This is a genomic window from Pseudomonas sp. GW531-T4, assembly GCF_017349615.1.
GTDB classification, from domain to species: domain Bacteria; phylum Pseudomonadota; class Gammaproteobacteria; order Pseudomonadales; family Pseudomonadaceae; genus Aquipseudomonas; species Aquipseudomonas chlororaphis_I.
This window is the reverse complement of the sequence record NZ_JACMZT010000021.1, coordinates 1-12,717: the sequence shown is the minus strand read 5'-3', so window position 1 is coordinate 12,717 and position 12,717 is coordinate 1. Positions and strand designations below refer to the sequence as shown.

The 12,717-nt window shown below is 61.5% G+C and carries 13 protein-coding genes; 3 read left to right on the top strand and 10 right to left on the bottom strand.

The genetic code is table 11. From position 1 onward, the window contains the following. Position 1: 1 nt before the first annotated feature. From ubiB to ubiE, 3 genes are read right to left on the bottom strand one after another with little or no spacing between them, the layout of a single operon-like run. Positions 2-1,606: a ubiquinone biosynthesis regulatory protein kinase UbiB gene (ubiB, locus tag J4D28_RS17775; RefSeq protein WP_009046581.1), complete on the bottom strand. Its 1,605-nt coding sequence runs from the start codon at positions 1,604-1,606 to the stop codon at positions 2-4. Beyond that, on the bottom strand, positions 1,603-2,226 hold the full coding sequence (locus tag J4D28_RS17770) for an SCP2 domain-containing protein (RefSeq protein WP_009046582.1): 624 nt from the start codon (positions 2,224-2,226) through the stop codon (positions 1,603-1,605). Before J4D28_RS17770 ends, ubiB begins: the two co-directional genes overlap by 4 nt. Continuing rightward, on the bottom strand, positions 2,226-2,996 hold the full coding sequence (ubiE, locus tag J4D28_RS17765) for a bifunctional demethylmenaquinone methyltransferase/2-methoxy-6-polyprenyl-1,4-benzoquinol methylase UbiE (RefSeq protein ID WP_007925879.1): 771 nt from the start codon (positions 2,994-2,996) through the stop codon (positions 2,226-2,228). Before ubiE ends, J4D28_RS17770 begins: the two co-directional genes overlap by 1 nt. Positions 2,997-3,152: 156 nt before the next feature. On the opposite strand from ubiE, the gene J4D28_RS17760 reads away from it, so the two are divergent. From J4D28_RS17760 to J4D28_RS17750, 3 genes are all read left to right on the top strand, one after another. Then, the gene (locus J4D28_RS17760) at positions 3,153-3,428 is read left to right on the top strand and encodes a polyhydroxyalkanoic acid system family protein (RefSeq protein ID WP_007925878.1); all 276 of its coding nucleotides are present in this window, start codon (positions 3,153-3,155) and stop codon (positions 3,426-3,428) included. Positions 3,429-3,636: 208 nt separating this feature from the next. Then, entirely contained in the window at positions 3,637-4,059 is a 423-nt protein-coding gene (locus tag J4D28_RS17755) for a phasin family protein (protein ID WP_009046583.1), read from the top strand. 10 nt (positions 4,060-4,069) lie between these two features. Next, positions 4,070-4,885: a phasin family protein gene (locus J4D28_RS17750; protein WP_103331345.1), complete on the top strand. Its 816-nt coding sequence runs from the start codon at positions 4,070-4,072 to the stop codon at positions 4,883-4,885. A gap of 75 nt (positions 4,886-4,960) precedes the next feature. On the opposite strand, the gene J4D28_RS17745 is transcribed toward J4D28_RS17750, so the two are convergent. From J4D28_RS17745 to hslV, 7 genes are all read right to left on the bottom strand, one after another. Further along, a complete protein-coding gene (locus J4D28_RS17745) occupies positions 4,961-5,581 on the bottom strand; it encodes a TetR/AcrR family transcriptional regulator (protein WP_009046585.1) in 621 nt (206 codons plus the stop codon). Positions 5,582-5,638: 57 nt separating this feature from the next. Continuing rightward, positions 5,639-7,321: a class II poly(R)-hydroxyalkanoic acid synthase gene (gene phaC / locus J4D28_RS17740; RefSeq protein WP_103331346.1), complete on the bottom strand. Its 1,683-nt coding sequence runs from the start codon at positions 7,319-7,321 to the stop codon at positions 5,639-5,641. Between the two features lie 106 nt (positions 7,322-7,427). Further along, positions 7,428-8,285: a poly(3-hydroxyalkanoate) depolymerase gene (gene phaZ / locus J4D28_RS17735; protein ID WP_009046587.1), complete on the bottom strand. Its 858-nt coding sequence runs from the start codon at positions 8,283-8,285 to the stop codon at positions 7,428-7,430. A gap of 96 nt (positions 8,286-8,381) precedes the next feature. Then, positions 8,382-10,061, bottom strand: coding sequence for a class II poly(R)-hydroxyalkanoic acid synthase (gene phaC, locus J4D28_RS17730; protein ID WP_009046588.1), 1,680 nt, complete (start codon positions 10,059-10,061; stop codon positions 8,382-8,384). A gap of 258 nt (positions 10,062-10,319) precedes the next feature. Next, positions 10,320-10,697: a gamma-butyrobetaine hydroxylase-like domain-containing protein gene (locus J4D28_RS17725; RefSeq protein WP_007925870.1), complete on the bottom strand. Its 378-nt coding sequence runs from the start codon at positions 10,695-10,697 to the stop codon at positions 10,320-10,322. 79 nt (positions 10,698-10,776) lie between these two features. After that, entirely contained in the window at positions 10,777-12,117 is a 1,341-nt protein-coding gene (hslU, locus tag J4D28_RS17720; protein WP_009046589.1) for an ATP-dependent protease ATPase subunit HslU, read from the bottom strand. Between the two features lie 57 nt (positions 12,118-12,174). Further along, complete coding sequence (gene hslV / locus J4D28_RS17715) at positions 12,175-12,705, bottom strand: ATP-dependent protease subunit HslV (RefSeq protein ID WP_007925866.1); 531 nt, start codon at positions 12,703-12,705, stop codon at positions 12,175-12,177. Positions 12,706-12,717: the final 12 nt, after the last annotated feature.

Below are 12,717 nucleotides of genomic sequence, written 5' to 3'. Positions count from 1 at the left end.
GCTATCGGCGCACGACCAGATACAAGCCCACGGCCATCATGATGCCGGCCGGCCAGTGACCCAGTTCGTTCAGCGGTCCGCCGGCCGCGAGGATCGCGCCACCGCCCAGGTGCGCCGCGCCGAGAAGGCGCAGGAACCAGTCGTCCTTGCGCCGTTTCCAGGGTGGCGAAGGGTCCTGGGCATGGGGCTGGGACATGCGTTCGAGCAGGTCGCGGGTCATGTTGGCCAGGTGCGGCAGTTGTTCGACCTGGCTGTGCAGGTTGCCCAGCAAGGCTTTCGGGCTGACGCGCTCGCGCATCCAACGTTCGAGGAACGGCTGGGCGGTGTTCCACAGGTCCAGCTCCGGGTACAGCTGGCGGCCCAGGCCTTCGATGTTCAGCAGGGTCTTTTGCAGCAGCACCAGCTGCGGCTGCACTTCCATGTTGAAGCGGCGAGCGGTCTGGAACAGGCGCATCAGCACCTGGCCGAAGGAAATATCTTTTAACGGTTTTTCGAAGATCGGCTCGCACACGGTACGGATCGCCGCTTCGAATTCGTTGAGTTTGGTCTCTGCCGGCACCCAGCCCGAATCGATGTGCAGCTGCGCCACGCGCCGGTAATCGCGCTTGAAGAACGCGAACAGGTTGCGGGCCAGGTAGTCCTGGTCTTCCGGGGTCAGGCTGCCGACGATGCCGCAGTCGATGGCAATGTATTGCGGGCTCCACGGCTGCACGGTGCTGACGAAGATGTTGCCCGGGTGCATGTCGGCGTGGAAGAAGCTGTCGCGGAACACCTGGGTGAAGAAGATCTCCACGCCGCGCTCGGCGAGCATTTTCATGTCGGTGCGCTGGTCGGCCAGGGTGGCCAGGTCGGTCACCTGGATCCCGTAGATGCGCTCCATGACCAGCACTTTCGGCCGGCACCAGTCCCAGTAGACCTGCGGCACGTAGAGTAGCGGCGAGCCTTCGAAGTTGCGCTTGAGCTGGCTGGCGTTGGCCGCTTCGCGCAACAGGTCGAGTTCGTCGTAGATGGTTTTTTCGTAATCGCTGACCACATCCACCGGGTGCAGCAGGCGGGCGTCGGCCGAAACCTTTTCGGCGGCGCGGGCAAGGATGAACAGCCAGGCCAGGTCCTGGGCGATGACCGGCTTGAGGCCCGGGCGGATGACCTTGACCACCACTTCTTCGCCGCTCTTGAGCTGGGCGGCGTGGACTTGCGCCACCGAAGCGGAGGCCAGGGGCTCGATATCGAAGCGGCTGAACACATCGCTGATCTTCTTGCCCAGTTGCTCCTCGATCAGCGCCACTGACTTCTTCGAATCGAAGGGCGGCACGCGGTCCTGCAGCAGCATCAGCTCGTCGGCGATGTCTTCGGGCAGCAGATCGCGGCGGGTCGAGAGAATCTGTCCGAACTTGATGAAGATCGGCCCCAGGTCCTGCAAGGCCAGGCGCAGGCGCGCACCGCGGCTCAGCTCCAGTTGCTTGCGCGGGAACCAGCGCCAGGGCAAGGCGTAGCGCAGCGCCAGGAGGAACCAGGGCAGGGGCAGGGCGAACAGCAGGTCATCGAGGCGGTAGCGGATCACGACGCGCTGGATGCGCAACAAACGGCGGACGGCAAGCAGCTTCATGCGTTATCGCTTGGGTCAAGGGATCGGGAAAGGCGCTCGAAGCGCGCCTCGAGGCGTTCCAGGTCGAGCTTGACCCGGTCCAGTTCACTGAAGCGGGCTTCGGCTTCGCGCTGGCCCACCAGGGTGCGCGACTCTTCGGCCAGGTATTCGGCGAGATTCTGGTTCAGGCTGGCGAAACCCTGGCGATACCAGCGCGCGCGGCTGCGTAAATGGCCGCTGAACAGCTGGGTGGCCACCGGGCCGAGCCAGCGCGAGAGTTCGTACTCCCAGTCCAGTTCGAGGTCCTGGAGGATGGCCGCCAGTTCCAGCAGCACGCCGCTGTCGCCTTCCAGCTCGACTTCGGGGCTGTGCAGCACCGAGGTCTTGTCCTGGCTCAGGGCCAGGCGCACCAGGCTCGAGGCCGGCGCCCGCAGGGTGCAGTCGGCGTCGGCCGTCCAATGCGCGGCGAGGGTCAGGCCCTCATCGCCAGGAATGACGAACAGCTGCACGCTCGGGCTGCGGCAATCGACGGCGATGACCTTGCCGTTCAAATGCTGCAAGCGTGGCAAAGCCGTGCTGTCGAGACGCAGTACACGGTTGAGGCCGTGTTCGACGCTGGCAAGCAGGCCGCTGAACAACATCAGGGTTTGATGCCGCGGTGCAGGGCGACGATGCCCGCGGTCATGTTGTGGTAGGTCACGCGATCGAAGCCGGCCTCGACCATCATCGACTTCAGGGTTTCCTGGTTCGGGTGCATGCGGATCGATTCGGCCAGGTAGCGATAGCTTTCCGAGTCGTTGGTGATCAGCTTGCCGGCCAGCGGCATGAAGGCGAACGAGTAGGCATCGTAGACCTTGGACATCAGCGCGTTGGTCGGCTTGGAGAACTCCAGTACCAGCAGGCGGCCACCGGGCTTGAGCACCCGCAGCATCGAGCGCAGGGCGTCTTCCTTGTGGGTCACGTTGCGCAGGCCGAAGGCGATGGTCACGACGTCGAAATGGTTGTCCGGGAACGGCAGCTTTTCCGCGTCGGCCTGAACGAACTCGATGTTGCCGGCCACGCCCTTGTCGAGCAGGCGGTCGCGACCGACCTTGAGCATGGAGGCGTTGATGTCCGCCAGCACCACCTGGCCAGTAGGGCCCACCAGATGGGAGAACTTGCGGGTCAGGTCGCCGGTGCCGCCGGCGATGTCCAGCACGCGATTGCCAGGGCGAACGCCGGACAATTCGATCGTGAAGCGTTTCCACAGGCGATGCATGCCACCGGACAGTACGTCGTTCATCAGGTCGTACTTGGCGGCCACGGAGTGGAACACCTCAGCGACTTTTTCCGCCTTCTGGCTTTCCGGAACGTTTTTGAAGCCGAAGTGAGTGGTGGGTTCGGCATCGCTGCCTTTGCGCTGATCAGTCATATCGCTGTCACCAAAAGAGAATGCGGGACATTCTAATCCCGGTGGCGGTCTTTGTCTTGGCAAGGCTGAATGTAAGATAGTGAAGCGCCGGGGCGTTTTGACGCAGCGCAGCTCAAGACGCTCATAGGCAAGTCCCGATAAAGCAGGAGTCATTCAATGGCCCGTATAAGTGTTGAGCGTGCCCACGGCCTGGGTAAGGAAGCAGCCCGCGAAAAGGCTGACCAGTTGGCGCAGAAACTGGCCGATCAGTATGGCCTCGAGCCGCAGTGGTCGGGCGATACCCTGAACCTCAAGCGTTCGGGGGTCAAAGGTGCGGTGCAGGTGGGCGACGATTCGATCAGGGTCGATGTCGAGCTGGGCCTGTTGATGTCCGCCATGAGCGGCATGATCAAGTCGGAAATCGAAAAGGCGCTGGATAAAGCCCTGGTCTGAGCCGCTTTCACCGAAGTCGGCTTGCCGGTGATTTGGGTGTTGTCATGACGCCTGGAAAAACATCGCTGGCGAGCCGGTCATCTCCAATAACCCGCCACCTTTTTTATGACATTGGTTAGGGTGCCGATTCTAATTTTTCTCACTACTTTGTGCCTGAGCCCACTTTCCTGCGGGCAGTTCCTCAAACCTTCTGCGCGTGAGGTGCACCATGGCCAAAGCAATTCTGAAGAAAAAAGTTGATGTCGCATCAACCACTCTGAGCGAAGTCAAATCCTATGCCCGCAAGATCTGGCTGGCAGGCCTGGGTGCCTACACCAAGGTCGGTCAGGAAGGCAGCGAGTACTTTCAAGAGCTCGTTAAAGCCGGTCAATCTGTTGAAAAGAAAGGCAAAAAAGTTGTGACTGAACAACTTGAGGCCGCCAACAGTCAGATTGATAACGTGAAGAGCGATGTCACCAGTCTCAGGGGCAAAGTCGAAGTGCAACTGGATAAAGTCGAGAGGGCTTTTGACACGCGCGTCGCAAGTGCCTTGAATCGCATCGGCATTCCGTCTAAACATGACGTTGAGACACTCTCTGCTAAGCTCGATGAGCTGACGGCATTGCTCGAACGTGTCGCGCGTAAACATTAAGGAGAACGGGATGGCTGGTAAAAAGAATACTGAAAAAGAAGGCAGCTCGTGGATCGGGAAGGTCGAAGACTACTCCCGTAAAATCTGGCTTGCTGGTTTAGGCGTGTACTCGAAAATCGACACTGACGGCAGCAAGCTTTTCGAGTCGCTGGTCAAGGATGGCGAGAAAGCCGAGAAGCTCACCAAAAGCGCTGTCGGCAAGAAAGTCGATGCCGCCAAGGACTCCGCGAGCTCGGCAAAATCGCGCATCAGTGGCGTCAAGGACCGCGCGCTGGGCAAGTGGGACGAGCTGGAAGGTGCATTCGACAAGCGCTTGAACAGTGCCATTTCGCGTCTGGGCGTGCCCAGCCGCAATGAAGTCAAGGCGCTGCACAGCAAGGTCGACACCCTGACCAAACAGATCGAGAAACTTACAGGCGCCAAGGTAGCTCCGATCGCGGCCAAGACTGCCGCGGCCAAACCGGCGGCCAAGCCTCTGGCTAAAGCAGCAGCCAAACCGGCAGCCAAGGCTCCGGCCAAGGCAGCAGCCAAGCCTGCCGCGAAACCGGCAGCCAAAACTGCGGCGGCCAAGCCGGCTGCAAAGCCTGCCGCCAAGCCAGTAGCCGCCAAGCCCGCGGCAAAACCAGCGGCCAAGCCCGCTGCGAAACCGGCGGCGAAAAAACCAGCAGTGAAAAAACCGGCAGCACCCAAGGCCGCAGCACCGAAGCCAGCGGTTGTCGCCAAGCCGGCAGCACCGGTCAGCCCTGCGAACTCCGCAGTGGCGCCAACCCCTGCCGTCACCCCGACTGCGGCGCCAGCACCCGCGACGCCAACCAGTCAGTCCTGAGTTTTTCGGGACAAACAAAAACGCCCGGCCTGCAAAGGTCGGGCGTTTTTGTTTGTGGGGTTCTTGCTGCGCCGATCAATCGTGTTCGTCGAGGTAACGCAGGGCCATCTGCTCGGTGGCCAGTTTCGCCGGTGGCAGCAGGTGCGGCGCCACCAGCATCATGATCTGGTAGACCACCACCCGTACCTCGCCCTCGCGATCGAGGATGCGCTGATAGTCCAGCGAGAACAGCAGGGTCATGGTGATCTGTTCCACCAGTTGCCCCAGCGCCTGGGTATCGCTGACCAGTTGTCCCGAAGCCTTGAGCCTGGCCAGCAGCGAGGCCAGGGTGCGCTTCAGGGCGTTGAGCAGGTTGCGAATCCCCTTGGCCAGCTTCGGCAGGCGCCCGGCCAGGTTGGACAGGTCCTGGAACAGGAAGCGGTAGTGCGCCAGGCGTTCGACGATCAGGTGCAGGAACAGCCAGTAGTCTTCGGGCGCCAGGTGCACATCGGCGGGCGGATCTAGCAGGGGCGTCAGTTCATTCTGGAAACGCTCGAACAGCCCGAGGACCAGCGGCTCCTTGCCGTGAAAGTGGTAGTAGAGGTTGCCGGGGCTGATCCCCATTTCGTTGGCAACTTCCATGGTCGAGACATTGGGTTCGCCCTTGTGGTTGAACAGCTGCAGGGCACATTCGAGTATCCGGTCGCGGGTTTTCATCCAGTCTTCTTGGTTGTTCAGTCAGGCCGCGACCCTCGGGCCGCGGCTCGGGGAAATTCAGCGGACGCGCACGTAGGTGCCAGGCGCCGCCTCCATCGGTGGGTAATTCTGGTTGCCCAGGGTCATCAGGGTTTCGCGCTGGGCGCCGGAACGCTGCTGGATCCATTCCAGCCATTGCGTCCACCAACTGCCGTCGACGTGCTTGGCGTCGTAGTACCAGGCCCGCGGGTCGCTGCTGAGCTTGCCGTTTTCGACGTAGTTGGCCTTGGGGTTGCTCGGCGGGTTGAGGATGCTCTGCACGTGCCCGCTGTTGGACAGCACGAAGCGCTTTTCGCCGCCCAGCAGCAGGGTCGAGCGATACACCGCATCCCAGGGGGTGATGTGGTCGTTGATTCCGGCGACGCTGAAACTGTCGACCGTGACTTTTTGCAGGTCGATTGGCGTGCCGCAGACTTCCAGGCCACCGGGATGACTCATCGGGTTGTGCTTGAAGAAATCCAGCAGATCGCCATGAAAGGCTGCCGGCAGCCGGGTGTTGTCGTTGTTCCAGTAAAGGATGTCGAACGCCGGCGGCTCCTTGCCCAGCAGGTAATTGTTGACCCAGTAATTCCAGATCAGGTCGTTGGGCCGCATCCAGGCGAACACCTTGGCCATGTCGCGACCGTCGAGCACGCCGCGTTGATAGGAGCGGCGCTTGGCTGCCTCGAGGGTCTGCTCGTCGGCGAACAGGGTCGCCGGGCTGTCCAACTGACTATCCAGCAGGCTGACCAGGTAGGTGGAGCTGGAGACCCGGCGCAGTTGTCGCTTGGCTTGCAGGTGGCCTTGCAGGGCGGCAATGGTCAGGCCGCCGGCACAGGCCCCCATCAGGTTCACGTCACGACTGCCGGTGATCGCCCGGCAGACGTTCATGGCTTCCTCCACGGCCTCGACATAGCTCGACAGGCCCCATTCGCGATGCCGGACATCGGGGTTGCGCCAGCTGATGATGAAGGTCTGCAGGCCGTTTTTCAGGGCGAACTGCACGAAGCTGTTGGTGGGGCTGAGGTCGAAGATATAGAACTTGTTGATCTGTGGCGGCACGACCAGCAGGGGCCGGGCGTACTGTTTTTCGCTCATCGGCTTGTACTGGATCAGTTCCAGCAGTTCGTTGCGAAACACCACCGAACCGGGGGTAGTGGCCAGGTTCCTGCCGACTTCGAAGGACTGTTTGGTGACCTGGCTGGGCAGGCCATCGTTATGCAGCAGGTCATCGACCAGATGACCGATGCCGCGGATCACGCTGCTGCCGCCGGAGTTGAAGATTTCCTTGATCGCCAGCGGATTGAGCAGGGTGTTGGACGGTGCCACCGCATCGTTGAGCAGGTTGAAGGCAAAGTGCGCGCGGGCCCGGTCGTCCTCGCTCATGCCGCTGTCGTCGATCCAGCTCCTGATCTGTTTCTGCCAGCTGAGATAGGCCTGCAGGCCGCGTCGGTAAAACGGGTTCAGGTTCCAGGTCGGATCGGAGAACCGGTTGTCCTGGGGGTTGGGTTTGTGCAGCGTTTCCCCCAGCAGGACACGGCCCAATTGGCCTCCCAGTGCCAAGGCGTGGCGGGCGCTGTGCGCCGGGTGGCGCAGGCCGTAGGTGGCCACGCTGCGCAGGGTCGACAGCAAGTCACGGCCACGCAGGCCGGTGATGGCACTCTGGGCTGTGATGTAGGTGGCGGGCGTGGGCAACGAGCCCGCCGTTGGTTTGTCTCGCATGCTTCAACACTCCTTCGTCAAGCCATCAACAAGCACACCAAGACAAACACCATAGTCGGTCCTGAACCATCCTGCGCGCGACGATCCTGTCGGCAGACGCTTTTTGCTACGTACCGCTGAACGGTGTCGGATGCGGGTGCATCACTGCCCGCTGCCGTTCCTCCTCGAGGAATTTCATGATGATCGGCGCGACAGCTTCGGCCCGGGTAATCAGGAACAGATGCCCGTCGTCGATGATGTGCAACTGGGCGTTGGGAATTCGCCACGCCAGCATGCGCATGTTGATCAGCGGGATCAGCGGGTCGTCGTCGCCGGCCAGCACCAGGGTCGGCTGGTGGATCTTGTGCAGCCAGTGGATGCTGGTCCAGCCGAGGCCAGCGAACAGCTGCCAGTAGTAGCCCAGCTTGCCCGCCGAGCGGACCTTGCTGGCATGTTCGGCGGCGAGGTTGGGATCGCGGCGGAACGAGCCGCCATAAATCAGGGGGGCGATGCGGATCACATGGGAGGGCTGGATGTAGCGCCGCGGGCTGGCCATCATCCACAGCACCTTGGGTTTGCCCGGCACCATGAAGGCGCCTGCGGCGGTGGCGGCCAGCACCAGCTTCTTGCAGCGTTCGGGGTAGTCATAGGCGAACTGCTGGGCCAGCGCCCCGCCCCAGGACACACCCACCACATTGACCTGCCCATAGTCGAGGTAATCGAGCATGCGCGTGGTCAGTTTGGCCAGTCCGGGAAAACGGTAGGGTCGGCTCGGCGTCGAGGAGCCACCAACGCCCGGTACGTCGAAGGCGATGACTTCCAGGTCCGGGTCCAGAGCCTGCACGAATGGAAACACCAGCTCCAGGTTGGCGCCGATACCATTGAAAATCAGCAAGGGTGTCAAGTGAGGCTTGCCTGGGCGTACCGCGGTGCGGATGGTCTGGCCATCCAGGTCGACGGTGCGAAAGATGAACGGTTGAGGCATGCCTTGGCCCTGTTGGTGGAATCGTTGCCTGCAAGAGAGAGTCGCTTGCGCAGCAGCATCAGCGCAAGCGGCTCGATCCTGCAGGCTTGCTATCGGTTAACGTTCATGGACATAAGTACCCGGCGCCGCCTCGGCCGCTGGATACGCCTTGTTGCCGAGAATGCTCGGCGTCTTTTTCAGTTTGCCCGAGCGCTCCGCCTGCCAGGCCTGCCAGTGCAGCCACCAGGAGTCAGTGTGCTTGGTGGAGTTTTCCTGCCAGTCGTCGGCGCTGGGCGGCATCTCTTCGCTGGTCATGTAGCGCGACTTGGGGTTGCCCGGCGGGTTGAGGATGCTCTGGATATGCCCGCTGCTGGAGAGGACGAATTCGACCTTGCCGCCGAACAGTTGGGCCGACTTGTAGCAGGACTTCCATGGGGTGATGTGATCGTTGGTGCCGGCCAGAGAGAAGATGTCGGCGGTGACCTGTTTCAGGTCGATCGGCGTACCGCACACTTCCAGTGCGTTGGGGCGGATCAGTGGATTGTTTTTGAACATTTCGATCAGGTCGCCGTGGAAGGCCGCGGGCAACCGGGTGGTGTCGTTGTTCCAGAACAGGATGTCGAACACCGGCGGCTCGTTGCCCAGCAGGTAGTTGTTCACCCAGTAGTTCCAGATCAGGTCGTTGGGCCGCATCCAGGCGAAGACCTTGGCCATGTCGCGGCCTTCCAGCACGCCAGCCTGATAGGAATGACGCTTGGCGGCTTCCAGGGTCTGCTCGTCGACGAACAGCGCCACCTGGGTGTCGAGGGTGGTATCGAGCACGCTGACCAGCAGGGTCAGGGCATTGACCTTCTTCTCGCCCAGGGCCGCGTAGTGCCCCAGCAGCGCGGTGCAGGTGATGCCACCGGAGCAGGCGCCGAGCATGTTCACGTCCTTGCTGCCGGTGATGGCGGTGACCACGTCGACCGCTTCTTTCAGCGCTTCGATGTAGGTCGACAGGCCCCACTCGCGCTGCGCCTTGGTCGGGTTGCGCCAACTGACGATAAAGGTCTGCACGCCGTTGCGCAGGCAGAAACGCGCCAGGCTCTTGTCCGGGCTGAGGTCGAAGACGTAGAACTTGTTGATCTGTGGCGGGACCACCAGCAGCGGGCGTTCGTGCACCTGCTCGGTCACCGGGCGGTACTGGATCAGTTCCAGCACGTCGTTGCGAAACACCACCGCGCCTTCACTGGTGCCCAGGTTCTTGCCGATCTCGAAGGCGTCCATGTTGACCTGGCTCGGCATGCCGCCGTTGTGCACCAGGTCCTTGGCCAGATGGGAGAGGCCATCGAGCAGGCTTTTGCCGCCGGTCTCGAAGAAGCGTTTGACCGCCGCGGGGTTGGCGGCGGTGTTGGTCGGCGCCATGGCTTCGGTCATCAGGTTGATGACGAAGTGGGCGCGACTGATGTCCTGTTCGGAGAGGTTGCTGTGGCCGATCCAGTCGTGAAGCTCCTTGCGCCACGCCAGGTAGGTTTGCAGGTAACGCTTGTACAGCGGGTTCTGGCTCCAGGCCGGATCGTTGAAGCGACGGTCATCGCTCTCCGGTTGCAGCGTCGATTTGCCGAACATCACGTTCTTCAGTTCGACGCCGAAATGGGCCACATGTTTGGCGCTGTGCAGCGGTTGTTTGATGGCCTGGGTCAGCACCATACGAGCAGAGGTAAGCAGATCTTTCCGACGTAAACCGATGACAGGATTCAGGCCCAGAGTGTTTTCCGAGGCTTGGCGTTTCAGGTCATCGTTATTCTTGTTACTCATCTACGACGCTCCATTGTCCTGAGACGAGTACCGGACCTGCTGTGTAGTCACACAGCAAAGATGCCAGGTACTACTGCTCGGGTGACCGTTGATTCTGCATTACTGCTTTTTTGTTCAGAGAACACTGCAGGGAACTTGCCAGCTCCATTGGTTACCCGAGTTTAATTTTTTTCGCAAGCAGGCCAATCGTTGGCCATGCAGCCCAGCATTCAAACAGATGAATCTAGAAAATGCCCTCTAAAGCGTCAGAGGTCTGATCTAGAGCATCAGCTTGACGATAGACTCATTCGGGTCGCGGGACTTTCCGGCGGCTTGAAGTTCGGCAAGATAATCCTTCCACAGATCGTCCTGGCGCACCGCCAACTGGTACAGGTAGTCCCAGGTGAACAGGCCGCTGTCATGCCCGTCGTCGAAGGTCAATTTCAGTGCGTACTGGCCCGCCGGTTCGACCTTGGTCAGGCCGACTCCGATCTTGCCAAATTGCAGGATGGGTTTGCCGTGGCCCTGGACCTCGGCGGAGGGGGAGTGCACCCGCAGGAATTCGGCGGGCAGGTGATAGACCTCGTCTGGCGCATAGGTCAGCGTCAGGGTCTTCGAGGCTTTGTGCAGGTTGATGGCGGTGGGAAGTCTGGTCATGGGGGCAGCTTAAAGCTGCAAGCCCCAAGCTACAAGATGACTACGGTCAACTTGCAGCTTGAAGCTTATGGCTTGTCGCTTAGAGGATATAACGGGACAGGTCTTCGTTCTGCGCCAATTCGCCCAGGTGGCTGTTGACGTAGGCGGCGTCGATGCGGATCGGCTCTTCGTTGTGGGCGCTGGCCAGGTCGCCGGCGCTGAACGACACCTCTTCGAGCAAGCGCTCGAGCAGGGTGTGCAGGCGACGGGCACCGATGTTCTCGGTCTTCTCGTTGACCTGCCAGGCGATCTCCGCCAGGCGCTTGATGCCGTCCGCCTGGAACTCGATGACCAGGCCTTCGGTTTTCAGCAGCTCGCGGTATTGCTCGGTCAGGGAGGCGTGAGGCTCGCTGAGAATGCGCTCGAAGTCTTCCGGCGACAGCGCCTTGAGTTCGACGCGGATCGGCAGGCGGCCTTGCAGCTCGGGCACCAGGTCGCTCGGCTTGCTCAGGTGGAACGCGCCGGAAGCGATGAACAGGATGTGGTCGGTCTTGACCATGCCCAGCTTGGTGTTGACGGTGCAGCCTTCGATCAGCGGCAGCAGGTCGCGCTGCACGCCTTCGCGAGAGACGTCGACGCCACCGGAGTTGCCGCGCTTGGCAACCTTGTCGATTTCGTCGATGAACACGATGCCGTGCTGTTCGACCGCTTCCAGGGCCTTGGCCTTGAGTTCTTCATCGTTGACCAGGCGGCTGGCTTCTTCGTCGCGGATCAGCTTGAGCGCGTCCTTGACCTTGAGCTTGCGGTTCTTGCGCTGGCCCTTGCCCATGTTGGCGAAGAGGCTCTGCAACTGGTTGGTCATCTCTTCCATGCCCGGTGGCGCGGAAATGTCGACGCCGCTGACTTCAGCCACTTCGATCTCGATTTCCTTGTCGTCCAGCTGGCCTTCGCGCAGGCGCTTGCGGAACAGCTGGCGGGTGTTGGAGTCCTGGGCCGGGGCGGCGTCCTCGTTGCTGAAACCCATGCGCGCCGGTGGCAGCAGGGCATCGAGGATGCGCTCTTCGGCAGCGTCTTCGGCGCGGTGGCGCACGCGGGTCATTTCCTGTTCGCGGAACAGTTTGATCGCGGCATCGGCCAGGTCGCGGATGATGGACTCAACGTCACGACCGACATAACCGACTTCGGTGAACTTGGTCGCTTCGACCTTGATGAACGGAGCGTTGGCCAGCTTGGCCAGGCGCCGGGCGATCTCGGTCTTGCCGACGCCGGTCGGGCCGATCATCAGGATGTTCTTCGGGGTCACTTCGACACGCAGCTCTTCAGGCAGCTGCATGCGGCGCCAGCGGTTACGCAGCGCGATGGCGACGGCGCGCTTGGCATCGTCCTGGCCGATGATATGGCGGTTGAGTTCGTGGACGATTTCGCGGGGAGTCATGGGCATAGTAATTGGCGGTCCTCAAGCAAGAATGAATGCCGTGGCGCGATGGCCGAAACAGGCTTATTCCGCGAGATCCTGCTCCTCAATGGTCTGGGTGTGGTTGGTGAATACGCAGATGTCGCCGGCGATGCCCAAGGCGGTTTCGACGATTTCGCGGGCCGACAGGTCGGTTTTCTTCAGCAGGGCGCTGGCTGCGGCCTGGGCATAGGCGCCGCCGGAGCCCATGGCGATCAGGCCGTCTTCCGGCTCGACCACGTCACCGTTGCCGGTGATGATCAGGGAAGCGTCCTTGTTGGCGACTGCGAGCATGGCTTCGAGGCGGCTGAGGGAGCGGTCGGTGCGCCATTCCTTGGCCAGTTCGACGGCGGCGCGTACCAGGTGCCCCTGATGTTTCTCAAGCTGGCCTTCGAAACGTTCGAACAGGGTGAAGGCGTCAGCCGTGGCCCCGGCAAAGCCGGCGATAACCTGGCCGTGATACAGGCGACGAACCTTTTTCGCGTTGCCTTTCATCACGGTGTTGCCGAGGGAAACCTGGCCGTCGCCGCCCATGACGACTTTGCCGAAGCGGCGGACTGAAACGATGGTGGTCAAGGGGAGAGTCTC

Bases quoted from the DNA above. Each gene is read 5' to 3' on its own strand.
- ubiB (WP_009046581.1), bottom strand. From the start codon at position 1,606: ATGAAGCTGCTTGCCGTCCGCCGTTTGTTGCGCATCCAGCGCGTCGTG.
- J4D28_RS17770 (WP_009046582.1), bottom strand. From the start codon at position 2,226: ATGTTGTTCAGCGGCCTGCTTGCCAGCGTCGAACACGGCCTCAACCGT.
- ubiE (WP_007925879.1), bottom strand. From the start codon at position 2,996: ATGACTGATCAGCGCAAAGGCAGCGATGCCGAACCCACCACTCACTTC.
- J4D28_RS17760 (WP_007925878.1), top strand. From the start codon at position 3,153: ATGGCCCGTATAAGTGTTGAGCGTGCCCACGGCCTGGGTAAGGAAGCA.
- J4D28_RS17755 (WP_009046583.1), top strand. From the start codon at position 3,637: ATGGCCAAAGCAATTCTGAAGAAAAAAGTTGATGTCGCATCAACCACT.
- J4D28_RS17750 (WP_103331345.1), top strand. From the start codon at position 4,070: ATGGCTGGTAAAAAGAATACTGAAAAAGAAGGCAGCTCGTGGATCGGG.
- J4D28_RS17745 (WP_009046585.1), bottom strand. From the start codon at position 5,581: ATGAAAACCCGCGACCGGATACTCGAATGTGCCCTGCAGCTGTTCAAC.
- phaC (WP_103331346.1), bottom strand. From the start codon at position 7,321: ATGCGAGACAAACCAACGGCGGGCTCGTTGCCCACGCCCGCCACCTAC.
- phaZ (WP_009046587.1), bottom strand. From the start codon at position 8,285: ATGCCTCAACCGTTCATCTTTCGCACCGTCGACCTGGATGGCCAGACC.
- phaC (WP_009046588.1), bottom strand. From the start codon at position 10,061: ATGAGTAACAAGAATAACGATGACCTGAAACGCCAAGCCTCGGAAAAC.
- J4D28_RS17725 (WP_007925870.1), bottom strand. From the start codon at position 10,697: ATGACCAGACTTCCCACCGCCATCAACCTGCACAAAGCCTCGAAGACC.
- hslU (WP_009046589.1), bottom strand. From the start codon at position 12,117: ATGCCCATGACTCCCCGCGAAATCGTCCACGAACTCAACCGCCATATC.